At 46.7% G+C, this 23,047-nt stretch carries 30 protein-coding genes and 1 pseudogene; 23 read left to right on the top strand and 8 right to left on the bottom strand.

What is annotated here, in order from left to right:
- Nucleotides 1–45: 45 nt before the first annotated feature.
- The gene (locus tag Q9R25_RS13640) at nt 46–1,026 is read right to left on the bottom strand and encodes a LytTR family transcriptional regulator DNA-binding domain-containing protein (protein WP_311283278.1); all 981 of its coding nucleotides are present in this window, start codon (nt 1,024–1,026) and stop codon (nt 46–48) included.
- 133 nt (nt 1,027–1,159) lie between these two features.
- Here Q9R25_RS13640 and Q9R25_RS13635 point away from each other — a divergent pair, with 133 nt between their 5' ends.
- From Q9R25_RS13635 to Q9R25_RS13625, 3 genes are read left to right on the top strand one after another with little or no spacing between them, the layout of a single operon-like run.
- Nucleotides 1,160–2,803, top strand: coding sequence for a DUF2075 domain-containing protein (locus Q9R25_RS13635; protein WP_311283277.1), 1,644 nt, complete (start codon nt 1,160–1,162; stop codon nt 2,801–2,803).
- 2 nt (nt 2,804–2,805) lie between these two features.
- Nucleotides 2,806–3,114 carry a nucleotide pyrophosphohydrolase gene (locus tag Q9R25_RS13630; protein WP_074034788.1) on the top strand — a complete coding sequence of 103 codons (309 nt, stop codon included), beginning with the start codon at nt 2,806–2,808 and terminating at the stop codon, nt 3,112–3,114.
- Between the two features lie 14 nt (nt 3,115–3,128).
- Entirely contained in the window at nt 3,129–3,545 is a 417-nt protein-coding gene (locus Q9R25_RS13625; protein ID WP_074034787.1) for a hypothetical protein, read from the top strand.
- Nucleotides 3,546–3,618: 73 nt separating this feature from the next.
- Here Q9R25_RS13625 and Q9R25_RS13620 read toward each other — a convergent pair whose 3' ends face one another.
- The gene (locus tag Q9R25_RS13620) at nt 3,619–4,194 is read right to left on the bottom strand and encodes a cysteine hydrolase family protein (protein WP_074034786.1); all 576 of its coding nucleotides are present in this window, start codon (nt 4,192–4,194) and stop codon (nt 3,619–3,621) included.
- A 145-nt stretch (nt 4,195–4,339) separates the two neighbouring features.
- On the opposite strand from Q9R25_RS13620, the gene Q9R25_RS13615 reads away from it, so the two are divergent.
- Both Q9R25_RS13615 and Q9R25_RS13610 read left to right on the top strand, forming a co-directional pair.
- Nucleotides 4,340–4,762, top strand: a complete 423-nt coding sequence (locus tag Q9R25_RS13615) for an Lrp/AsnC family transcriptional regulator (protein WP_074034785.1) — start codon at nt 4,340–4,342, stop codon at nt 4,760–4,762.
- Between the two features lie 215 nt (nt 4,763–4,977).
- Nucleotides 4,978–5,340 (top strand): hypothetical protein, encoded by a 363-nt coding sequence (locus tag Q9R25_RS13610; RefSeq protein ID WP_214691554.1) that lies wholly within the window; start codon nt 4,978–4,980, stop codon nt 5,338–5,340.
- A gap of 6 nt (nt 5,341–5,346) precedes the next feature.
- Here Q9R25_RS13610 and Q9R25_RS13605 read toward each other — a convergent pair whose 3' ends face one another.
- Nucleotides 5,347–5,571 carry a hypothetical protein gene (locus Q9R25_RS13605; protein WP_311283276.1) on the bottom strand — a complete coding sequence of 75 codons (225 nt, stop codon included), beginning with the start codon at nt 5,569–5,571 and terminating at the stop codon, nt 5,347–5,349.
- 157 nt (nt 5,572–5,728) lie between these two features.
- On the opposite strand from Q9R25_RS13605, the gene Q9R25_RS13600 reads away from it, so the two are divergent.
- Nucleotides 5,729–6,472, top strand: a complete 744-nt coding sequence (locus Q9R25_RS13600; protein ID WP_214784936.1) for a nucleotidyltransferase domain-containing protein — start codon at nt 5,729–5,731, stop codon at nt 6,470–6,472.
- Between the two features lie 354 nt (nt 6,473–6,826).
- A pseudogene (locus tag Q9R25_RS13595) lies at nt 6,827–7,867 on the top strand (flavin monoamine oxidase family protein); the annotation flags it as partial.
- Nucleotides 7,868–7,908: 41 nt separating this feature from the next.
- Here the strand turns inward: Q9R25_RS13595 and Q9R25_RS13590 are convergent.
- Nucleotides 7,909–8,340 (bottom strand): MarR family winged helix-turn-helix transcriptional regulator, encoded by a 432-nt coding sequence (locus tag Q9R25_RS13590; RefSeq protein ID WP_074034775.1) that lies wholly within the window; start codon nt 8,338–8,340, stop codon nt 7,909–7,911.
- 19 nt (nt 8,341–8,359) lie between these two features.
- On the bottom strand, nt 8,360–9,565 hold the full coding sequence (locus Q9R25_RS13585) for an MFS transporter (protein ID WP_311283273.1): 1,206 nt from the start codon (nt 9,563–9,565) through the stop codon (nt 8,360–8,362).
- Between the two features lie 162 nt (nt 9,566–9,727).
- Here Q9R25_RS13585 and Q9R25_RS13580 point away from each other — a divergent pair, with 162 nt between their 5' ends.
- The 12 genes from Q9R25_RS13580 (at nt 9,728) to Q9R25_RS13525 (ending at nt 16,686) form a co-directional block, all read left to right on the top strand.
- The gene (locus tag Q9R25_RS13580) at nt 9,728–10,177 is read left to right on the top strand and encodes a hypothetical protein (protein WP_214685688.1); all 450 of its coding nucleotides are present in this window, start codon (nt 9,728–9,730) and stop codon (nt 10,175–10,177) included.
- Nucleotides 10,178–10,190: 13 nt separating this feature from the next.
- The gene (locus Q9R25_RS13575) at nt 10,191–10,649 is read left to right on the top strand and encodes a hypothetical protein (protein WP_159563425.1); all 459 of its coding nucleotides are present in this window, start codon (nt 10,191–10,193) and stop codon (nt 10,647–10,649) included.
- A 9-nt stretch (nt 10,650–10,658) separates the two neighbouring features.
- The gene (locus tag Q9R25_RS13570) at nt 10,659–11,162 is read left to right on the top strand and encodes a hypothetical protein (protein ID WP_214691549.1); all 504 of its coding nucleotides are present in this window, start codon (nt 10,659–10,661) and stop codon (nt 11,160–11,162) included.
- Complete coding sequence (locus Q9R25_RS13565; RefSeq protein ID WP_214691548.1) at nt 11,159–11,644, top strand: hypothetical protein; 486 nt, start codon at nt 11,159–11,161, stop codon at nt 11,642–11,644. The genes Q9R25_RS13570 and Q9R25_RS13565 overlap by 4 nt, the downstream gene beginning before the upstream one ends.
- On the top strand, nt 11,619–12,101 hold the full coding sequence (locus Q9R25_RS13560; RefSeq protein WP_015880633.1) for a hypothetical protein: 483 nt from the start codon (nt 11,619–11,621) through the stop codon (nt 12,099–12,101). Before Q9R25_RS13565 ends, Q9R25_RS13560 begins: the two co-directional genes overlap by 26 nt.
- Before the next feature lie 106 nt (nt 12,102–12,207).
- Nucleotides 12,208–13,146: a DMT family transporter gene (locus tag Q9R25_RS13555; protein WP_251028370.1), complete on the top strand. Its 939-nt coding sequence runs from the start codon at nt 12,208–12,210 to the stop codon at nt 13,144–13,146.
- A 12-nt stretch (nt 13,147–13,158) separates the two neighbouring features.
- Nucleotides 13,159–13,584: a DMT family transporter gene (locus Q9R25_RS13550; protein ID WP_214691545.1), complete on the top strand. Its 426-nt coding sequence runs from the start codon at nt 13,159–13,161 to the stop codon at nt 13,582–13,584.
- A gap of 12 nt (nt 13,585–13,596) precedes the next feature.
- On the top strand, nt 13,597–14,256 hold the full coding sequence (locus Q9R25_RS13545; protein ID WP_015880636.1) for a Crp/Fnr family transcriptional regulator: 660 nt from the start codon (nt 13,597–13,599) through the stop codon (nt 14,254–14,256).
- Nucleotides 14,257–14,268: 12 nt separating this feature from the next.
- A complete protein-coding gene (locus Q9R25_RS13540; RefSeq protein WP_159563432.1) occupies nt 14,269–14,742 on the top strand; it encodes a DMT family transporter in 474 nt (157 codons plus the stop codon).
- A gap of 456 nt (nt 14,743–15,198) precedes the next feature.
- Nucleotides 15,199–15,669 carry a hypothetical protein gene (locus Q9R25_RS13535; protein ID WP_214691542.1) on the top strand — a complete coding sequence of 157 codons (471 nt, stop codon included), beginning with the start codon at nt 15,199–15,201 and terminating at the stop codon, nt 15,667–15,669.
- 58 nt (nt 15,670–15,727) lie between these two features.
- On the top strand, nt 15,728–16,210 hold the full coding sequence (locus Q9R25_RS13530) for a hypothetical protein (RefSeq protein ID WP_015880640.1): 483 nt from the start codon (nt 15,728–15,730) through the stop codon (nt 16,208–16,210).
- On the top strand, nt 16,210–16,686 hold the full coding sequence (locus Q9R25_RS13525) for a hypothetical protein (protein WP_311283272.1): 477 nt from the start codon (nt 16,210–16,212) through the stop codon (nt 16,684–16,686). Before Q9R25_RS13530 ends, Q9R25_RS13525 begins: the two co-directional genes overlap by 1 nt.
- 110 nt (nt 16,687–16,796) lie before the next feature.
- On the opposite strand, the gene Q9R25_RS13520 is transcribed toward Q9R25_RS13525, so the two are convergent.
- The 3 genes from Q9R25_RS13520 to Q9R25_RS13510 form a co-directional block, all read right to left on the bottom strand.
- The gene (locus Q9R25_RS13520) at nt 16,797–17,525 is read right to left on the bottom strand and encodes an AAA family ATPase (RefSeq protein ID WP_074034764.1); all 729 of its coding nucleotides are present in this window, start codon (nt 17,523–17,525) and stop codon (nt 16,797–16,799) included.
- A gap of 9 nt (nt 17,526–17,534) precedes the next feature.
- On the bottom strand, nt 17,535–18,260 hold the full coding sequence (locus Q9R25_RS13515) for a hypothetical protein (RefSeq protein WP_074034762.1): 726 nt from the start codon (nt 18,258–18,260) through the stop codon (nt 17,535–17,537).
- 114 nt (nt 18,261–18,374) lie between these two features.
- Entirely contained in the window at nt 18,375–19,871 is a 1,497-nt protein-coding gene (locus Q9R25_RS13510; protein WP_311283271.1) for a phytoene desaturase family protein, read from the bottom strand.
- Nucleotides 19,872–20,068: 197 nt separating this feature from the next.
- Between Q9R25_RS13510 and Q9R25_RS13505 the strand changes: the two genes are divergently transcribed.
- The 4 genes from Q9R25_RS13505 to Q9R25_RS13490 all read left to right on the top strand — a co-directional run bounded on the left by Q9R25_RS13505 (nt 20,069) and on the right by Q9R25_RS13490 (nt 23,023).
- Complete coding sequence (locus tag Q9R25_RS13505) at nt 20,069–20,452, top strand: hypothetical protein (RefSeq protein ID WP_214696954.1); 384 nt, start codon at nt 20,069–20,071, stop codon at nt 20,450–20,452.
- Nucleotides 20,453–20,544: 92 nt separating this feature from the next.
- The gene (locus tag Q9R25_RS13500) at nt 20,545–21,186 is read left to right on the top strand and encodes an efflux RND transporter periplasmic adaptor subunit (RefSeq protein WP_215244386.1); all 642 of its coding nucleotides are present in this window, start codon (nt 20,545–20,547) and stop codon (nt 21,184–21,186) included.
- Nucleotides 21,186–21,872 (top strand): ABC transporter ATP-binding protein, encoded by a 687-nt coding sequence (locus Q9R25_RS13495; RefSeq protein WP_084543011.1) that lies wholly within the window; start codon nt 21,186–21,188, stop codon nt 21,870–21,872. Before Q9R25_RS13500 ends, Q9R25_RS13495 begins: the two co-directional genes overlap by 1 nt.
- Nucleotides 21,869–23,023, top strand: a complete 1,155-nt coding sequence (locus Q9R25_RS13490) for an ABC transporter permease (protein WP_214691536.1) — start codon at nt 21,869–21,871, stop codon at nt 23,021–23,023. The genes Q9R25_RS13495 and Q9R25_RS13490 overlap by 4 nt, the downstream gene beginning before the upstream one ends.
- Nucleotides 23,024–23,047: the final 24 nt, after the last annotated feature.

Genomic DNA, 23,047 nt, shown 5'->3' with positions numbered 1-23,047 from the left:
CGCTTATCATGAGGTGAACGAAGCGATATGAACTATGAATGGAGACTATTTGAGACCCATCATCGTCTTCAATTCTGCCATTTTTGTCTTGGATAACGGAATCGTTGTCTTCTCTGAATCATCCAAGACGAGACTGAAGCTATTTTTCGTATAGGTGATGACTTCGCGGACACGTTGTAAGTTCACGAGATATGACCGATGGCAGCGGAAGAAACCGTACGGAGTCAAACGCGTCTCGAGCTCATTCATTGTGAAGACGCTCGGGAACTGATCCGATTGACTATGTAAAATCGACTGTCCGTCCTGACTTTCGATGAAGTCGATTTCAGGAGGATCGAGTAAGATGATTTTTTCGTTCACTTTCGTTGGAATCTTCTCGAAACGGACGTGGATGACCTCAGATGAGATGTCAGTCTCATCCTCTTCTTCTGGTTCCACATCTAACAAGCGCAAGTGACGATGGTCAATCCGATAAACGGTCGATGTCATGAAGAGCGCACTCTCCATGTTGCTCGTCAAGACAAGGACGGCTTTTTGTCTCGACGTCAATGTCTGTAACGTATCGCGTAAAAGGTGTCGTGTTTCTTGGTCCACGTCTTGGTCCGGTTCTTCAAACACATACAGGTCACGGTCTTGGAGAAGCAGCGCGGCGTACTGCGTGCGTCTGACGAGGGAACGATTGAGACGGTGGAGGCGTTGCTTGCGGTAAGTCGTGAGTTGGAGTTGCTGCATCACCGAGTCGACCGAGTCAGTTGAATCATATAGGCGCTTGGTGAAGCGCAAATACTCCTCGATGGTGAGTCGGTCGTATAAACCGTCCCGGATGGAGAAGAGGGACAGCGTTGAAGCATGGTTGATGTTCCCGGTATAAGTCGTGATTTCCTGACTGATGAGACCGAAGATGATTTCTCGGGAAATGACGCCACAGTGGATAGCCGCCAACTCACCTGGTTGGATCGTAAATGAAATGTTTTCGAGAATGAGTGTGTCTTGTTGGCGCACCGAGACGTTTTGGAAAGTAAGCACCGAATCCCTCCCTTTTTAGTGGAATTATACCATTATCTGATTTAGAACTCGGAAAGTGATGCGTAATCATTTAAAAAGGTATTGTATGATAAAATGGATATAATTTGAAATCAAAAGAGAGTAGGTCTGTTGTATGGTTAAAGTCATTCCATTCACATTCGAAGAAAGTAGTCTACATAGCATCGATGATACAGAAACATATGTGAACTATCCGGTGATTTACATTTTGAACGGAGAGAAAGAAGCATACATTGGTGAAACGGTTCATTTTAAAAAGCGAATGAAGCAACATCTAAAGCTTAAACAAACGGAACGGAAACAGCTGAGTCAAATTCATCTCGTCAATCATGACAAGTTCAACCGTTCAGCAACATTCCATCTCGAAACAAAGCTCATCAATTATTTTTTAGGAGATGAGAAGTATACACTTCAGAATAAAAGTAAAACTGCGAACGACTTCACGCACAATTACTATAATAAAAATTATTACGACAACGAATTGTTTCCCGAACTTTGGAATGAATTACATCGTAAGGGGCTTGTTCAAAATGAACTTCACGCCATTGAAAACAAGGATATCTTCAAGCTGTCTCCGTTTAAAGAGTTATCTGTCGAACAGTTAGATTTAAAAGAGCAGGTTCTTGATTTTTGTGAAACGCAAATGTCGAAAGTGGATCCGAATGCAACATACGGAGATTTATATGTGATTGAAGGGGAAGCAGGTGTAGGGAAGAGTGTTGTCTTGAGCTCAATCTTTAATACAATCCAAGCTCGAACAAAAGACACTAATTCAACACTTCATCAGACAAAAAATTATTTGGTTGTTAATCATGAAGAGATGTTGAAGACCTATAAAGGAATCGCCAAGCAGGTGAAACATCTTAAAGCAGGGGACTTCATAAAACCGACGCCATTATTGAATAAAATGAAAGACGAGAAAGCCGACATTATCTTTGTGGACGAAGCCCACTTGTTGCTGACGAAATCAGATGCCTATAACAATTTCCGAGAAAACAACCATCTTGAGGAGTTGCTGAAGAAAGCTAAAATTGTCATCGCTATTTTTGATCAACATCAAGTGTTGAAACTGAAGAGTCACTGGAATTCATTCAAATTGGATGATTATAAAAAGAAAGCAAGGACGGTTGAGACCTACAAACTAACCAATCAATTCCGGATGCAAGCAGATGAAGATATGATGAACTGGGTCAACACATTTAAAGAAAAACGAATCAATCCATTACCGAAATCTAAGCGATACGATTTACGAATATTTGAAACGTTAGAAGAGATGCACCGTGCCATCATCGAGCAAGATCGACGATACGGCTTGAGTCGGGTCGTTTCGACCTTTGACTTTTTACACAAAAAGGACGGAGACACCTATTATGTATATGAGTCGAACGGAAATTATAAAATGCCATGGAATACAACCGGTGGAAAAACGACGTGGGCTGAAAAAGCAGAAACCATCGCCGAAGCCGGCTCTATCTATACGATTCAAGGATTTGATTTGAACTATGTTGGTGTCGTTTTAGGCCCATCCGTATCCTATGATGAGGAGCAGGAAGGTCTAATGATTGACCCGAATTTATATAAAGATACGGGAGCCTATGTTGGAATCGAAGGTATTGAGAATGTTGATTTGGCAAAAGAACAGATTGTCTTGAACTCGATTAACATATTGATGAAGCGTGGCGTCAAAGGCCTCTATCTATATGCATCTGATGAATCGCTACGACGAAAATTATTGAAGTTACAAAGAGAGAGGGTATAAATATGAACGAAGTACAACGATTAATGGATGAGGTCATTAAATTCCGAGATGAGCGCGACTGGGCGTTCCATCATAACCCGAAAGACTTGGCGTTATCGTTATCACTTGAGGCAAGTGAGCTCCTTGAGGTATTCCAATGGGTGTCGAGTGAAGAAGCGCTTGAGACGAAGAAGACGGAGATGGAAGAGGAATTGGCAGATGTGTTGATTTACGCGTTGACGTTCGCTCACGCTGCCGGAATCGATGTTTCGAAAGCAATTGAAGACAAGCTTGTGAAAAACGCAGTGAAATATCCGAGTCCGCAAAAATGACCGAGGAGTTCTATATGAACATTCCATCCGATCGATTTATGATTCCTTGTCATTTAATGGGGCCTCATTTTTCTCCTTGCGCTGCATCAGAGAAAACAGGTATTCAATTTTATAAGCAAACGGAAGTTGGAGAAATTGAGCATATCGGAAAACGTAAAGAAATCGCTAAGGTAGGTCATGCGTCGTTTGAACCACCACTTGAATTTCAGAAAATGGAAAATCCGTATATCGGACTTTTTTGGATGATTGACACTCTGGCAGAACATATTGATACCCTTCGCTCTTGTGGAGCCGATGATATCTGGATTGATTTGGGTGTGGTCTCTCACTTAGATGTGAAGTTAGAATTTGAACCAGATTTCTTGATGAAGCTTGCGAACTTAAAGATTCCATTTTTGATTAGTGGATATATAGAAACTGCTGATGAATAATAGCAATACGAAAAATATGAGTGACATCTGTATACTTTAAAGCCAGGTTATGAATAAAAAGAAGTACAATCCATCAGGACTGTACTTCTTTTTGTAACACATCTTTCATGACCTCAATTGTCGTCTGAATCGATGCAAATTCTTCATTTAGACTAGCGAGCGACACATCATGGATGACCTCTGCAGGGATCCATGTCCCGCTGATCGATTGTCGGTCGAACGTTGCCGTCGCATCGGAGACAACAATCGGATTGAATCCCAAGTTTCCTGCCATCCGTGCGGTCGTCTCGACACAATGGTTCGTGATTAATCCGGTGATGACAATCTGTGTCGCACCAAGTGATTCGAGTCGTTCCTGTAAGTCTGTTCCGATGAAGGCGCTATTCACCTGTTTCGTTAAGATGACATCTTGTTCACGAGGTTGAATGAAGTCTTGGAACAAATGACCATCTTTTTTGAAATAGAAGAGTGAGGTCGGAACGTTCGTGACATGTTGGACATAGATGATTGGTTGATCATGATGTTCCCACGCTTCAATCAACCGTGCGATATTCTCTTCGCATTTTGGATTGTTGCGGTTTCCCCAGCTTGGATCATGAAAGGCTTGTTGGACATCGATGATGAGTAATGGAACGACTGTCGTTTGCATGTTGATTCCCCCTTGAATTGGATACTTCAAGTGTATGCAACGAAGGAATATAGATACATAGAGGTTTTACGGAAGTTTCAGCGAATGACTTTAGAAAGAACGGATTATGTATCGTTTCACTTTAATTTTGAAAGGTGAATGCCAAATGGATGAAATAGATCGCCATATTCTTGAACTGATGCAACAACAAGCCCGGATCTCGATGACCGAATTAGGACGACAAATTGGATTGTCTACGCCTGCTGCGACAGAACGGGTGAAGCGACTCGAAGAACGTGGAGTCATCACAGGCTATCGGGCTGTCATCAATCCTGAAAAGATGGACAAACACGTGACCGCCTTTATTCTTTATGACACCCATCGTTGTGAGGCGTTCCGTGAATTTTGTCGTCAACAGCCGTCCGTGATCGAATGTCATCGCTTAGCCGGGCAGTACAGTTACCTCGTCAAAGTGGTAACGGAAAACGTGCGCACATTAGAGACGTTCATCGACGAATCGATGGAATACGGTCGTCCCTCATCTTTGATAAATCTATCTTCACCAGTATCATTCAGACCCGTTTTATGAAAGCGATGGAGTGACTTTTAACAGTGAGAGTGATTGCGAGCTAGTAAAAGAGAATAGATGAAATTTTTTCAGTACAAATTGATTTTTAATCAAATGAAAAGGAGGGGGACACGATGTCGCACGATGAGCGTTTACGAGAAATAACTAAGGCTCGCCTACTTACGAACCGTATTAATGTCATGTTATCGCTCATTCTTTTGTTAGGGGGATGGATGATGTGGTGGTTTGGAGAGTTCTTTCTCATTCAAGTTCTCTTGGGAATCCTTTTGCTCATTCCACCTCTTTTGATGGTTCATATGTGGAGACGTACCCGAATGTTGCTTCGTTTCAATGAAGCGATGGAATATCAACGTATAGTTTGGTCGGAGTTCATTCTTGCGCTGGTTGTCGTCTGCATATTGATCGGAATTGCAACTACGATCATCCTAACCGAATCATTTAGCTTATCGACTGTTCCACTCCTGGTCATGTTCGTCACGGCCCTGATGTCTAGACACGTTGATCAGCGGATGAAGCAAATCGACCCTGAACATGTGACGTACGCAAATCTCGCTCGATATCAGACGAAACGCAGCTAACCGAAGTCAGCTGCGTTTTGTGTTCGAATCTAATTGTTGTTCGATGTGGTCGAGACGTTCGATTAATACTTGTATCTGCTTCGAACGTTCACGTTCCATGAAGAGTTGCTCGTCTGTTCGTTTCTCAGAACGTGCCACGACATTGCGAATCCACAAAATACCGATGATTAGTACAGCGATTGGAAAAATCGTGAAAATGAGTCCGAATAAAAAGACCATGATGAAGTTCATATACACATACCTCCTTTTCTGCGTCTTCATTATACTTCCAAATATAACCTGTTTGAAAGGGGGAACCGTGGCATTTCAAATCCGACATGCATAAACTAAAAAAAGGAGTTCGATACATCATGACGTTTACTACATTTCAACGAGTCGGTACGTATCTATGAAACGGCCGACCCGACTTGGTACGGACGATGCGGGTTATGTCATCAACCAGACGTCCATCCATCATATACAGCCTGAGTTTGAAACTGTCCTTTTTAAAGCAATCGAATTGGTGAAAGAAGCATTCGATGAACAGCTACACAGCATATACCTTTATGGAAGTATCGGGCGCGGGACGGCCGTTGCCGGGCAATCGGATTTAGACTTAACCGTACTCGTTCACGAAGATGTAGATGCGATGGAATTGGTGGAACGGACGGAGCGATTGCTAATGGAGCATTCGGAAGTCATCAAAATCGATTATGATATCGGGCGTCTGGATGTGGCACTGAATCCGGCGAACCGTTTTGAATGGGGCTTTTGGTTACGACATCTCTGTACGTGTGTGGACGGGGAAGATGTCTCGACTCGATTCCCACGCATGAAGCCGGATGATCGTGTGAGTGAGGCGTTGAACCAGGACTTGGTTTCTTCGATTGAAGCGGCCAAGTCGAAATTGCTTCGTGGACAGATGTCACATCTGGAGAAGCGCTCCATCGTGAAGCGCGTCATCCGAGGTTGGTATTTAACAATCAACGTAAAAGATGAGAGTTTTGCGACGACTGTAGAAGCGAGCTTGGCGATTCTACAACTCTATTTCCCGGAAGATCAGCGAGTAGAGCAAGGAGAAGCACTGTTGAGACAAGATGAAATCACAAATCAACAGCTTCTAGACTATTTGAATGAAATCGATTGGATTTAATGATGTCGCTCCTCGATTGGGATATATCCGTTCGGTCGTCTTCGCTTCACGTCTGTGTCAAAGAAGAAATAAGGGACATATAAAGCGCTTGATACGTACATAATGATGACAAATTCGATTGCGGTCGAACATTGAATGAGGTCGAATAAAAATAGAGACCATATGGGATATGAAACGAGACACATCGCCACAGTCATCCGACCCTTAGTTTGAATAAAACGGTACAAAATGCGCATCAATACGATATAAGGGAAGAATAGATAATAGAACATATTTTTCAATTGATGTCGTCCTTTCTTGCATATGTAAAACCATCTAACTCAGTATAATCGAGGAGAGACGGACGACAAAGGAGAATTTACAATGAAATCAATCGCCATCATTGGAGCTGGTGTCAGCGGGCTTTATGCTGCAATCCAACTTCATCAAAAGGGATATGACGTCACCATCTTTGAGGCTCGTGATCGTATTGGTGGTCGTATCTTGACGAAGGACGGTTATGACCTCGGACCGACATGGTATTGGCCGGATACGGAGAAAACCATCTCTAAACTCGTGGATACACTCGGACTCGAGTCATTTGTTCAACATACGACAGGACACATGGTGCTCGAACGTCAAACGACGACCGCACCGGAACGACATGTGTTACCGGAAGAAAGCATCGTCTTATCCAAGCGTTTAGTCGGTGGGATGACGAGTCTGGTGGAAGCTCTGCATGCGAAGTTGCCCGATGACATCGTTCGGCTTGGGCATCGCCTGACCTCGATCGAGCGACAGTCGGACCGAGTCCAACTGACGTTTCAAAATGGTTCGGTGCATCACACGGATGACGTGATCCTTGCGATTCCACCCCGTCTCGTTGCGGAAGTGGCAATTGAACCGGCATTGTCAGCGCAAACGCGAAAAGCGCTCAAAACGACTCCCACATGGATGGCTTCTCAGGCGAAAGCGCTCATTGTATACGAGACACCGTTCTGGCGAGAAGAAGGTCTGTCTGGCTTTGGGATGAGCTGGGTCGGTCCACTTCAAGAGATTCATGACGCTTCTCTGATAGATGGACCAGGTGCGCTGTTCGGATTTTTCCGTCTGTCACCGGGAGAACGGGAAGCGTTAGGAGAAGGACAAGTAAAGACGCGCGTCATCGAACAACTGGAGAAGCTTTATGGTCCGAAAGCGAATGACTTCTTGCGATTTCATTATATGGACTGGTCGACAGAATCAGAGACAGCGACATCTGACGACTTCCTGCCGCTCACGGCATTCCCGGCTTACGATCCGATTGAGCTCGGAGACCGTCTCCATTTGATTGGTTCGGAGACTGATGCGCAGTTCGGGGGACATATCGAAGGGGCATTGCGGTCGGCGAATCGAATCGTACAAGGGTTGGTATAACGAAAAAGACAAATCGTCCGACTAGCGGCGATTTGTCTTTTTTATTTGAATTTCTGAATCATCAACGCGAGCGAACGGTTGATCATCTTCATCTCGTCATCCTCAAGGACGGAGAACATCTCTTCAGCGAGGCGCTCTTCAATCGCATCGATTTGTTTCGAGTACGCAAGGCCGTTCGGACCGAGCCGGATGAAACTTTCCCGAAGGTTCTCGGGATTCTTTTCCCGCATGACGAAATCGCGTTGCTCGAGCACTTTGAGCACTTGACTGACAGCACTTTTGGAGATGGACATCTTCGTCGCAATCTCTGTCGTCGTCCACGTCTCTTGACGTTTGAAGAGAAGCAACATCTGTTCTTGTTGATAGCTCAGCTCGAACTCGTTCAGTTCCGTGAAATATTTCGTGAACAGCAAGTCGAGCTCATCGATTTGGCGATACATCGTGAGGACTTGTTGCTTTCGTGTTTCATTCAACGTGTCATTCATCCTTTCTTTACGGTGTCCGCCGGAACGTTTCGCTCCGAAGATATAAGAGGACACCACACACTAATCCGATTATACCAAATGCCAATAAGAGCGTTTGAATCGGCACGGACAAGGTAACAAGCACCGATAGGATGGCGAACGCAATCGGTTCAAGGCCTGAGGCGGCGAGCGACATGATGCTCATGACACGGCCGATTTTGTCAGAGTCGCTTTGTTCCTGCATGATGGTGACCGTCGGCAAGTAGACGAGCATGATCATAAACCCGCTCATAGAAGCCGCGACCGCGAGAAGCGGAATCGATTGGACTTGCGTGTAGAGGAAGAAGGCGCCGAGTGTCAGGAATAGGGCGCGGAAGACGAAGCGTCCACGATGAACCGACCGTAACAATAGAATCAGGAAGCTTGCAACAAATGTCCCGACAGCGAGCCCGCCTTCGATGATACTCAAATCAAATGCTGTCCCTCCGACTGAACCAACGAGAATCGGGATACTCATGATGAGTGGTCCCATGACGAACAAGTTGACGATGGCAATGGCGAACGTCCCACTACGTAACACAGGTGTTTGCGATACGTAACGAATGCCCTCTTTCAAATCAAGGAGTACATCTTTCGCTGAGAGTGGAGCGACCTCGGGAATGTTGTCTTGAATCAGACGTGGCATGATCAAAATCGCGGAGAGGAAAATCAATGCAGCCGACGTGCCGAAACTGAGACCAAAACTTCCCCACGTCAGTAGGATCCCTGCAAGGAACGGACCGATGACGAACATCAACTCGAGCGACCCTTGGAAAAGGGAGTTCGCCCGTTGCAACTGTTGACCTGATACGATTGAAGGCATAAGTGATGACAGTGCCGGGTAAGACATGCCATCTAAAAGACCAAATAATACGGAGATGATCAAGAGGGCTGTCACCGAATACGCATCAGCAAAATGGAGCGAGACGACAATTAACATCAACACGCCTTGTCCGATATTCGTTAAGCATAACAAGCGACTCTTTTGGAATCGATCAGCGAACACACCGCCGAACACCATCATGATGACACGCGGCAACGAGACCGCCGTCAAGATAATTCCGAGGAGTGCCGGTTGCTTCAACACGTCGATCGTCAACCATGAGACGCTCAAGAAGAAAATCGAAAACCCTAGCGTGAGCGTCATTCCGGATAACCAAGTGAATACGAACCGAGTATTCTTCAATAAATTCATATTAATAACCTCTTACTTCCATTCTTCAACATATAGTTAAGTTAACTAAACTATACAGCGAGAAATTCATATCGTCAAGAAGCATGACTTTGGTACGAAAATGTAAAATAACGGAACTTTTCTCATGTTCATCTCGTATAGTGGAATAAGAGGTGAATCAAGATGAATAAGCAAGAACGACTACATATAATCAAACAATCAAATCGAAAGCGACTTTTGCAACGACTTTTTCTAGCAATTCCAGCTGCTCTCGCGGTCTACTTTTTAATACGAACGGACGGGAATATTTGGGTTGGGTTCGCCATTATCGGCGGAGTGTTACTTGTGACTCGTTACTTCTTTTCGCATGAAGCAGAGACGATCAGTCAATTGTCGGAGCAAGAACAGGTGAAACGTGTTGTGATACTGCAGTATCATCTGGACTTCCTCTTTATCGCATTGCTAGGACTCGTCAATCCGCTAGCCATTCGAATCATGGAATGGTCTTGGATTCCAGCGGTTCTTATCGGTGGGACATTGCTTTATATCTTATGGTCTCAAGAGAAGCTCGATCAACAAATCCGCTGGCTCGATCCGGAGCAACCGACACGTCGCGAGATTCGACGATTCTGAAAGGATGAATGAGATGAATAAACAAGAACGGATTAATACGATTTATCGTTATCAACAGCGTTGGCTCTTTTGGAGAATGGGACTGGCAGCTCTTACCGGGATGTTCGTCTTTCTTGCACTTCAGTCTGACGGTGCTTCAAAGTATATCATTCCATTAGGGGTCACATTAGCAGGTATGTTGTTCGCCATCGGACGAGAGCGGCGCTTCGTCAGGAAGTTGACCGCTGTAGAACAAGCAAAGCGCATCATCGATTGGCAGTATGTGTCGGAGATGGGACTCCTCGTCTTGTTGGCAATTCTTTTCCCATTAATCGTCTTGATTAACTGGCCGGCATGGTCGCTTTTCGTCGTCTTCTTAGGCGGGGTCATCTTATTGCAAGTCGCACAGAAAATGCTCGACCGGCAGATGCCGCAGTATGACGAAGAACAGCCGATGCGCCGCGAAATCAAACTCGACTTCGTGAAAGACTGAGGTGATACCGTGGACAAAGCAGAGCGATTTGAAAGAATTGAACAGTTTGAGAAACGATATACTCGTCTCAACATCGTCGTGAGCGTAATCATGCTAGGCGTATCCATCTATTTTCTTTCGACATGGAGTCCGTATAGCATTCTTTTACCCGGTGTCGCACTTCTCTATACGACATGGCTTGAATGGAACAAGATGAAACTGCAGCAATCCTTCAACGAATCGACACGCTATCATCGATTGTTGCGGATTGATTTTACTGTCATGTTGATGAGTTTGATATGGTTTGTGATTTTGATTGGTTTGCATTTCAACGGAATCGATATCTTACCGTGGATGAGTTGGACGCTCCTGATTGGCGGACCGTGTCTCATATTGATTCCACTTTGGATTGATCGAAAACAGTCCGCGTTTGATGAGCACCACGTCACATCAGGCGAGTGGGCTCGGTCAAACCGGGAACGTTTGAAACATGCGTTAGATGATATTTCAAGGAAAGGTCGTAAAGATTCATGACAAAGAAAGAACGGATTCAAGTAATCGGAGGATATCGGCAGTCACGACAAACCCTTCACCTTTGGCTCACGGGAGCCCTCATTTTTTGTAACAGTTTTGTGCTCGGTTTTGATACATGGTGGATATGGGGAATCGGTTCGGTCCTCACGGCTGTCCTACTCATAGGGCTGACGATCAAAGAAGGACGTGTCTTACAGATTTTCACGGTGGGTCGAGGCATCCTACTGACAAAACGCTTATATCGCCTCTATTCCTACTGGATTGGAGCGGTCACAGCAGCGATTCTCTTCAGTCGTCTCCAGATTGCACCTGTCGCATGGGTCATCTTCGGTCTAGGCATCGTCATGTTAGCATGGACGCACTATCAGACCGTGCAACAATTGCGACAAGCCGACCCGGAGCAACCGACACGAGATGAGGTGACAAAGCACTACCGTTCGTATGAAAGGAGTACATATGCTGACGAAAGAAAAGCGAATTGAACAATTGCTGAAGCAAGATGACAGTCATTGGCGTTGGGGGTGGGGCATCGCCATCGCGACAATTGTGATGACGCTCGTGATTGCCACGCAGTCCAAACTCTACGCTCCACTCCTCGTCTTCATCAGTTTCTTTCCGTATCTCTGTTTCGAGTGGCGGAAAACAAAACTGCTCCTGACCTTTAACGAGGATACGCGTTACCAACGTCTGGTGTATACAGACTTTGGCATCCAGTGGCTCTGCTTCGTATTGACCATCAGCTTATTGGCTGCCTATTATGCCGACTCGTTGTCTCCCGTCGTCGCGATTGCCGGGCTGTTCGGAATCGGTGTGATGTCGATTCTGGCACCTTATGTCATCAATCGAAACTTACAATCACTCGATTCGCATCATGTACGAGGGAAAGAATTGCGTGAAGCGCGCGATCAACGCTTCCGTGAGTCCAAAACGAACACCTGAGAAGGGTTCGTTTTTTGTTTGAGGACATCGGTCCTTTTCTTCTTCGGTACGGAGGCGTAAGCTGACAATGTACACAGAACTACTAGAAGAATCGAGGAAGACATTCATGTTAGCTATTTTGATTGGATTGACGATTGGGATTTTATTGCCGATGCAGACGAGTGTCAACTCACGTTTGCGTCAGGTGGTCGGCTCCCCGTTCGTTGCATCTTTTTTATCGTTTACTGTCGGGACGATCTTTTTGTCCTTATTGCTTTTATTGACCGGACAGTCATTTGGATTTGACGGCTCGGTGATTCAGGAAGGTCCGGGTTGGATGTGGATTGGCGGACTGTTAGGGGTCTTGTTCTTAACGGGAAATATCTTGCTGTTCCCAAGACTCGGGAGTGTCCAGACGGTCATCATGCCGATTTTTGGACAGATTTTGATGGGGTTGTTGATTGACCATTTCGGTTGGTTCAATTCTGTCGAACACCCAATTACGGCGCTTCGTTTGTTCGGTGTCGTGCTCGTCTTGTTCGGAGTCATCGGAACGGTCGCTTTATCCGACTGGCTCAACCGCCGAAGAGGCAAGCTGGTCGTCTCCATGGAAACGGACACGGGGAATCTGAACCTGTGGCGACTGTTTGGGATTTTCACTGGGATGATGAGTGCCACGCAAACGGCCATTAACGGCTATTTGGGAACAGTGCTCGAATCGGCTCTGAAAGGGGCATTGGTCTCTTTCGTTGTCGGAACATTGGCGCTCTTACTCATTTTACTCGTCTCACGCCAACCCGTTCCGCTCGGTCAACTGAAAGGTCAACCGTGGTGGATTTGGCTCGGTGGGATCATTGGGGCGCTCTTCATCGGAGGAAACGTCCTCATCGTACCGATTGTCGGGACAGGAATCGCTGTCATCATCGTCATTGTCGGACTGTTATGCGGTAGCTTACTGATTGACCGTTTCGGTTGGTTTGGAGCGAAGAAGAACCCGGTCACTGGTGTGCAAATCATCAGTCTGATTGTCATGGTCATTGGAATTGTATTGATTCGTTTATCTTAAGGGGGGAGAACGATGCGAGGAGTGCTGTTCGCCATGAGTGGGGGATTCTTTCTCACGTTGCAAAGTGTCGCTAACGCCCGAATCAGTTCGCAAATTGGGACGTGGCAAGCGGCGACGTTGACACAATTCACTGGATTCGTCGTTGCGCTCCTCGTCATGTTGGCGTTACGCGACCGCACGTATGTCGAGATGCGTCACGTGAAGCCGCTCTATTTATCTGGCGGAGCGTTTGCGGCGATTATCTTATTCAGTAATATGACGGCCGTCCATAAACTCGGGGTCACGATGACAATCTCGTTGTTTCTCATTGCGCAACTGACGCTCGCGCTTGTCATCGATTGGCGAGGCTGGTTTGGAATGGTGCGCCGAAACTTGAACGGGATGCAGTTGTTTGGGGTGCTTATGATGATCGCGGGGGTCATCTTATTAAAATGGTAGGGGGAAACGTACATGGTTGACGCGTATGTGAAGCAATTTGAATTGACTGTCTTACCTGTCGCTGCGCAGAACGAATTGCAGCTCGTCCGATACGAGCCGGGGGACGTCATCTGTACGCAAGGTGATGAAGCAGAACATCTCCGTTTCTTAGTGAAGGGGAAGATTCGCGTTTCCCATACTTCCGCTACCGGGAAGCGCCTCGTCCTCTCCTTCAAATATCCGCTCGATTTGATCGGGGACATCGAATATATTCAGCGGACCCCGTTTTTGAATACGGTCGAGGCGGTCACGTCAGTCGAGATGCTTGTCATTCGCTTCGAGGATTTGGTTCGACATGCCCACCACGATGTTGCGTGGTTACACTATTTATTAGAAGAGATCACAAGAAAATTTGAACGAAAATCTCAATCACTCAGCTTCAACTTGTTTTACCCTGTCGAAGTGCGCTTGGCGAGTTATCTGTTATCGATGACGCCGAATGACCAAACACTCGGCTCGACTGTCGACCAATTGACGGATATCGCTGATTTGATTGGGACGAGTTATCGTCATGTGAATCGGACGCTCCGGCGTTTCGTTGAGGCAGGATTGATTGAACGAAATCGGCGGGTAATCACGCTCGTCGATCGGGAAGGTTTGTTGGAGATTGTCGGGGAGAGCATTTATGAATAGGAGGGGAGAATCATGGTGATTGGCATGATGCTTGCCATCTTCGGCGGGATGCTCGTCTGTGTGCAAAACACGTTTAACGCCAACGTCAAGAAGCGTGTCGGAGCATGGGCGACGACGACGCTCGTTCTCTGTCTTGGATTTTTAGCATCGCTACTCATTGGGTTGTTTCAAGAAGGTGGTGGCTTGTTCCGAGTAGAGGAGATGGAGACATGGTACTGGTTCAGCGGAATCCTCGGCGTCGGGGTCGTCATGAGTGTAACGCAAGGGGTTGAGCGCCTCGGGCCGAGTTACGCGATCTCAATCGTTATGGTGTCTCAAATCTTATTCGCGCTCCTCTGGGATACGTTAGGGTGGTTCGGATTGACGGCCGTCCCGTTCACATGGAAAACGGTCGTCGGGATTGTGTTAATCGTTGGTGGGGTGCTCGTATTTCAGTTGAGTGGAAAGGTAAAACCAACTCGCGCGTCGATGAATCGAGCGAGTTAAACGTTAAAAAAGTTCCACGTTTTGAACAAATTTGTCCATGCTGCTGTCGATTCAGTTGAGTATGACAGATCGGGCACACAACCGTTGACTTCTATTCCATTGATTGACCAGATGTAACCAAAACTTTTGACTCATTAGGAAAAAAAGGATAAAAAGAACAATTTGACCGAATCTTTTTTTTGAAAATACATGTATAATTTAGAAGAACAGGATAGAAGGGGGTAATGATATGCAACAAGTGATGGACATGGGATGGACAATTCTAAACTTAGGGTTGTTGACGATGATTGGAATCTTTTTATTCCGACTCCTTCGCCGGCATTCAAATTAATCAGCATCTGACAATCGTCAGATGCTTTTTCCTTTTTAATGGGAAAACCTCGAAAGTTTGCTTATAGATTGTTAAGATATAGATATCGGTAAATTGGATGTTTTTTACTTTTGGAGGGGTGCTAGATGTTACGTGAAGAACGAATGGAATACTTGTACGACAAAGCATGGACTAAAAAAGGTCCGCTACTAGTGATCATCATAGGGGTAGTGACAGCGCTTTGGTTAATGTTCAATGATTCAAGAATGAGCCTGTCCCTATTCATCTTTTGTGCGGCGATGCTCATGCCGCTTCTGGTAGCGACATGGCATAAAATCAAGTTGTTTTTACAGTTCAATGACTCATCCACGTACCAGCGCTTTATTTATCTAAAAGGCATGATTCAGTTTATTCTCTTGATTGGTGTCATATCGATGATGGCGCTCTATGCACTGAAGTACATATCGCTTGATACGTTAAGCCTTGGCTGTGCGACGCTGATTGCGAGTTGTCTCATTCTCGAGTCATGGATTGACTGGAAAATTCTAAAGATTGATGACGAGCATGTGGTCGAGAGTTTGTTGGGATTGATGAACCGGGAGAAGCGTAGAGGATGAAACTAATCGAGCATAGTTTCCGTATAGAAAAATAAAGAACACACACGAGGGGGATTCGATGGTAGACCATGAAGTTAGATTAGAACAGATGTTGAAAGATGATGAAAAACGAAAGAGACAAATGGTGATTCCTTTAATTGGCGTCATGTTGCTCTTCTTTTTATATTTTTGGAAGACAGACATCCTCTTATTGTTACCAATGATTATCGTTGGACAAGTTCCGCTCCTGTATCACGCTTGGCATCGCAAAAAGTTACTTCTTTCATTTAATGAGAACACACGTTACCAACAACTCGTGCGTTCCGAGTTTGCATCTAAATTTGCTCAGCCGCTCCTTCTTCTCATGCTGATTGCCAGTGTAGAGCTTGAATGGATTACATTACTTACATTTATCATCGCAGCTTTTATCGGAATCCTGAGCTTGTTGATTTTAAGTGTTCGCTTCGACCGTAAATTAAAAGAAATCGATCCGTTACACGTGACGGGTGTTGAACTCGGTCATGTCCAGCTGCAACGGAAAAAACGAAAAAGTGAAGCGTGATGAATAAACAAGAGCGTCTCCCCAAAATGGTCGAACAGGATCTCGACACACGAGGGATCAGCACACTATTTGGCATCATCGGCCTGTTTCTCTTTCTCGTTGTTTCGGTCATAAACGGTGTCACGGTGACGACGGTTGCCTTCTCTTTCCTCGTGACCCAATTGCCGATGCTTTATCAAGCGTGGCGACGGATGAAGTTGTTACGTACATTTAACGAAGACGAGGAATACCAACGTCTCGTTCGTCGAGAATTTCAAATCATCGTCGCCATGTTTGTGTCACTTGGTGTATTCACCTTCCTCACGTGGTTCGTATTCGATTCGATGCAAGAACTACTCGGTGTCGCATTGATTGGCATCATTCCGCTTCTCATCTTGTACGTGTCGATGGACCGTAAACTGCGTGAAGCGGACCCGGAGCATGTGACGAATCGGGAATTACGACGCGCACATCGAGAACAGAAACTCAGCCCCTGACACGCGTCAGAGGCTGAGTTTTTTCATGAGAACATCGGCAACGAGAAGACCGCAGACGACCATCCCGAGTGTATAGAATGTGAACCGGTGTCGTTCTCAAAAGGAGTCATTCATCGTGTCACCGCGACATCATCGAGCGGTGTGTCGACCATTCGCACGAACGCTTCGTCCGGATCGGTCGTTCCGGATTCTTTGAGCCAATCCTGAAAGTCCCCTTCATATAAAATACGTCCATCGTGTAGGAAGATGACGTGAGCATCGAGCTGAGCCAAGTCGTGCAATTGGTGTGTCGAGATGAGACATGTCTTGCCTTCGTCGACGAGGCGTTGCAGACGGCGCATGATTTGAATGCGGGATGCCGGGTCGACCCCGCTCGTCGGCTCATCAAATAAATAGAGAGAACGTTTGATTGAAGATAAGAGCGTCACGAAGAGCCATTTCTTCTCCCCGACCGACATCTTCCCGAGCTTCATCGTCCATAGATGTTCGAACAGTTCTTGTTCGCGAGAAGTTGAAAGGTTATTCATATACGATTCGAGTTTCTTGAAGTCGGGACGTTGCGACAGACGTCCGATGAAATAGGCGAAGTCTTTCCCCGTCAACTCATGATGGTTGTACATGAGTTGCGTCAAATAGAGCATGTCCGTCGTTGGAACGAGTTCGAGTGATGTCTTGTCGACCGGAAGTGCCCCGGTCATACAATCAAACAGGGTCGTCTTCCCAGCACCATTTTGTCCAATCAAAACGTTCAGTTTATTCGATTGCAGTGTGAACGAGACATCATCGAGAACAGGACGTGCCGCTTTCGGATAGCGATAAGTGAGTTGGTTTACGTGCATAAGAACCTCCTAGCGTGTGATGAGTGAGACGAGACTGAAGCGTTTCAACGCAATCGCACCAATGATGAAGTAACCAAGTATGGAAAGGAATGTCGCCCATACTCCGAACGAGAGCTCGACTTGAGTCGTCAGATGCAGCAACCCGAGCGCGAATTCGTGAAGCGCGTAGAACGGGTTGAGGAAGCTGAACCATTGATCAGGTGACTTGATTGCCAGTAAAAAGAGTGGGAACATCAGTATGTTCGCGAACGTCCCGAGACTCGATACTTTCACTGGAAGTGTCGTGATGGCGACACTGGCAACCGCGAACGGGATACTGCCAATCAATACGAGTAGAGACGTTGCAATCAACTTGAACGAGAAGAACCCGTGAACGAGCGTAACGACCGTTGTGAATAAAGTTAAGCTGATGGAGGCGAATAGAAGTTGCGCCAAGATGACGGCGATGACATATGTCAGTTTGTTGCCGGAAATCATCACGTACGTCTTCATCAGTCCGTATTCGCGCATGCGAGCGAGCTCCATGCCGACACCGTTCACATATGTAGCAAGAATAATATACACCCAGAAATAAGAGAGCCCTGGGTAGTATTCCGCTGTCGTTGCTTGGCGAATATCTGAAAATGACTGCGTCAAGGCGATAACGAGTGGGATTACGAATGTCCAAATGAATGGAACTTTATCCGTGACGACAACTTTGGCATACATAAAGAAATAACTTGTGATTTGATGCATCCTGTTCCTCCGCTTGTCTATTTGATTGTTTGTATCGTAGCACAATATACGGAAGGTTATTGGAAAAAGTTTCAAAAAAATAATCCCTCATATCGAATGAGGGATGAAAGAAAATCATTTCACTTTGTCACGTTTCGCAATCTTGTCGCTCACTTGCTGACCGCTCAATGTCACCATCGGCATGCCACCGCCCGGATTGACGGTTCCGCCGACGAAGTAGAGGTTGTGGTAAAGTTCACTCTGTTTCTTATGTTTGAAGCCGCCATTCCGATTCTTGTCGGCGACCGTTCCATAAATGGCACCTCGGTCCGATCCATACGTCCGCTCGATATCATGGGGCGTCCATACATCACGTGTCACCGTATGTTCACGCAAACCATCGAGACCCATTCGTTCCAATTTGTCGAGTACACGTTCTTCAAAAGCGGCGTACTCTTCTTCCGTGAACGGCACATCCTGGATATACGGAATGTGTGGCAAGATTTTGATGTTCTCATGTCCTGGTGGCGCTTGGGTCGGGTCGGTCTTGTTGACGTTGACGAGATAGATTGTCGGGTCGTCCGGAAGTTCATGTTTCTCAAAGATTTTATCCATCTGTTCATGCAAATTTTCGGAGAAGAAGAAGTTATGGTGCGCGAGTTGAGGATAGGCTTTCTTCACCCCGAGATGGAGGACGAATCCGGAACTTGCCGGTTCGTATTTATCGACGAGTTTGTCGACGTACTGTTCGTCCGCGTCGACCATCTTCTGATAGAACGGGATGACTTCCATGTTCGAGACGAAATAATCAGCGGAACGGAGACGTCCGTCCTCGAGCTCGATGGCGGTCACTTTCTCATTCACCGTATGGGCACGAACCACGCCTTCGCCGGTATGTAGCTTCACACCGATTTCTTCGGCGAGCTTCGTCAAGCCTTCCGCAAGCTTATGGGTGCCGCCTTCGACGTACCAACAGCCTTGGGCGTACTGCATGTAAATCATCATGTTTAAAACAGCGGGTGCGTTATACGGAGACGACCCGACATATTTGACGTAATACGACAGCATATCACGAAGATGCGGATTGCTGATGCGCTTCTTGATGGCGCTATACATCGTCGACGTCAAATCGAACCCAAAGAGCGTTGGGAAAATCCCCGTCTTCATGACCGCTTCTAATGGGGATTCAAACCCTTCGGCCAAGTATCCCTTCTCGGTCGTCTTATAGATGCGCGCTGCATAATTCAACAGTTCACGATATTCTTGCATGTCTTTTCGAGAGAGGGAAGGATTCGCCCGTTGCATTTGTTCGAGGTCATGGTAGAGGTCGAGGACGGTATCGTCCGGGAAGAAAGAGCGCCATTCGAGCTCAAGTCGTTTGATGGACACATAGTCTTCCATCCGTTTCCCGCTTCCGCGGAACAATTTGTCGAAGATGTGGGGCATCGTTAATATTGAGGGTCCGAGGTCGAAACCGAATCCGTCTTGTTCGAGCCGATTCACTTTCCCGCCAATGTGATCATTCTTTTCGTAGAGTGAGACGTCGTAACCTTTTTGAGCGAGTGAGATGGCTGCTGACAATCCGCCGAGCCCTCCGCCTATGACGATGACCGACTTATCCACTGATGGCATATATTCGCCGCCTTTCCGAAGTGTTATTTTCAAAAAACAGAATGAGTGCTACCTCTTCTATTCCCGTTTCTAAATGAAACGAACATGCATTTACGGATTTGCCACATCCACAAAGATGTCATCCCTGAATCGGAAAAAGTTTTGTATAGTTAGGCTAGAAGCATAGGACGGAGTCTAGATGAAGGTAGGAATTTAAGATGATCGTAAAAACAATCACACTTCACTTTGCGAACGGGGATGAAATCACCATCCCGTTTGATGATATCGAATCGTGTCGGATGCATGATATTCAAGACGGGATGCGTGTTGCGGCGGATGGACAATTGATCAAAGAAAAAGTGATGCATGGACTCGACCTCGTATTAAAGGATTCGGCGAACCAACTGGAATGGGATGGTCCAGGTAGACCGTTTGACCGTATCCTAGGCATGTCGGATTTACAACATCTCGCCTTCGAGTTTGAAGGAATGCGAGGAAAGTCATACCGCATCGCCTGGCATGATCTGGAGGCAGTACAGAACGCATACCAGACGACAACTGAAGCAAATGGGAACTTACACGTGCACGTTCGCGTTTCGTAAGTGAACGCCTCTCGTTTATCGCGAGAGGCGTTTATAATTTGTTTACAACTTGTGTTTATCCTTAACATATCAACAATAAGGAGGAACACAAGATGAACAAAAAAGTGAAATGGGGCATGGGGATTGGTGTGCTCGCCCTTACATTAGGAGCTGGAGTCTTCTTGATGCCGGATGCGACCGACTATAAAACGGAAGCCGTCGCGGTTGAGACGATTGAAAATCGTTACACGTTTGCGGGGCAGGTCACGGCAGTCGGGGATGAGACGACAGGTCGATTCATGGTCGATGAGCGAGATATCGGCAAAGTGAATGAAGGGGATGCGTTGACGATCTATGTGACGGCGCTCGACACCGAGGTAGATGGAACAATCGACGTCATCGCAGAGGAAGCTGAACCGATGACGACACCAGGCGCATCCGCTCGCTATGCGATGACCGTGACTTTCCCTGAGACAGACAATTTACGGAATGGGATGACGTTAGAAGGCAGTCTAGTCGTCGATCGCGCTGAAGATGCAGAGACCTTGTCGCTCGACAGCATCATGTTTGAGGATGAGGATGCATACGTGTATGTGCAAGGAGACGAGGGTCCGGTGAAACAACAGGTCGAGCTTGGGTTGACAGACGGAAGTCGAGTCGAGATCAAAGATGGATTAGACGAGACCGAAGTACTCTTACTCGATGAGACGACGAGTGGCGGGTTGATGCCTCCACGAATCGGAGGTGGGCAATGATGACGACACTCATCTCGGTCGAACAATTGACCAAATCGTACGGTGAGGGTGACAATCAGCAGACCGTATTACGAGGAATCGATTTAGAGGTGAAAGAAGGAGAGTTCGTCGCCATTTTGGGACCATCCGGCTCTGGAAAGTCGACACTCATGAACATCCTTGGTTGTCTCGATGGTTATTCGAGCGGTCGTTACCGGTTTGGGAACAAGGATGTGACCGGATTGTCCGAAACGGAGCTTTCTCTGTTTCGAAACGAACGCATCGGATTTATCTTTCAGCAATTCAATCTACTTCCTCGGTTGAGCGCTCGAGAGAACGTGGAACTTCCGCTCATTTATCAACGATCTTCAAAAGCGGAAAGACAGGAACGAACTCGACAGATGTTAGCGCGTGTCGGATTAGGCGATAAGATGGACCACTTTCCAAATCAGTTATCAGGTGGTCAGCAGCAACGTGTCGCTATCGCTCGGGCGCTCGTGACGAATCCATCGCTTCTTCTCGCGGATGAGCCGACGGGTGCGTTAGATCAAACGAACGGTCGTCAAATTATGGCGCTCTTTCACGAGCTACATGCGGAGGGAAAGACGATCATCATGATTACCCATGATATCGATATCGCCAAAGAAGCGACTCGTATCGTACATGTGCGTGACGGGAAGATTGAAAAGGAGGAACGGGTGCGATGATTCGAGAAAATATACGCATGGCTTGGTTGACGGTCATCAGTCACAAGATGCGCTCCTTCTTGACGATTTTAGGGATTGTCATCGGGACGGCTTCGATTATTGCCTTGATGACGATCATTTCCGGTGTGACCGATTCCATTAACGATGAAGTCGCGACGTTTGGAGCTGATCGTATGACCGTTCAAATCGGAGAGGATGGGAAATCCGGTGTCAGTATGGCGGACATGGATCGGCTCGAAGCCATTGAGGGGGTCGCCTCAATCTCCCCGACATTGAGTCAAATGACCGATGTATATGTATCGGGGCAGACGGAACAGCAAACCATTCTTGGGAAAAGTGAAGCGTTCTTCAAAGACGATTCGGTTGTCGCAACCGGGCGCGGATTGACACCACTCGACGTTAATCAACAGACGCATGTCGCCTTGCTCGGAGAAACGATTGCGAAAGAGGCGTTTCCGACATCCTCTCCTCTCGGGGAAGAGATCTCTGTTGGTGGGATTCGTTACATCGTCGTTGGAACGCTTGCGCCATCATCGGAATTTTCCATGTCAACAGACGAGGCGATCGTCATCCCTGTGACGACTGCACTGACGCAGTTTCATCAAGGGACGATTGCCACGTTCGACTTATATACCGAATCGGGTGCATCAGCTGTCGTACAGGATGAAGTGACACAACAGCTGACGACCGCATTCAATGGACGTGACGCCTTCACAGTAACGAGTTTTGAGGATGCGCTCGCTTCCATCGATCAAATCAATGCGCTTCTCAGTATGCTCCTCGTTGGCATCGCTTCGATTTCTTTACTCGTCGGAGGCATCGGGATCATGAACATGATGCTCGTTTCGGTGACCGAACGAACAAGCGAGATCGGACTGCGTAAAGCACTCGGTGCGACGCCTGGTAAGATTCGACAACAGTTCTTGTTTGAGTCCGTCCTGCTTTCGATGCTCGGAGGGCTCGTCGGTGTCTTATTTGGTGGACTGCTCGCCTTTGGACTGACGCTCGTCATGGGCGTACCGTTTACATTGGCAAGTTCAACCGTCGGATTGGCACTCGGTTTCTCTGTCATCATCGGAGTCATATTCGGCTACATCCCAGCCCGGAAAGCCTCGAACTTGCAACCGATTGAAGCGTTGCGAAACGTATAAGCCATTAGAAAGAAGGGGAAACAG

Source organism: Exiguobacterium sp. BG5(2022), from assembly GCF_031844365.1.
GTDB lineage: Bacteria > Bacillota > Bacilli > Exiguobacteriales > Exiguobacteriaceae > Exiguobacterium > Exiguobacterium profundum.
This window is presented reverse-complemented; position numbering and strand designations above follow the sequence as displayed.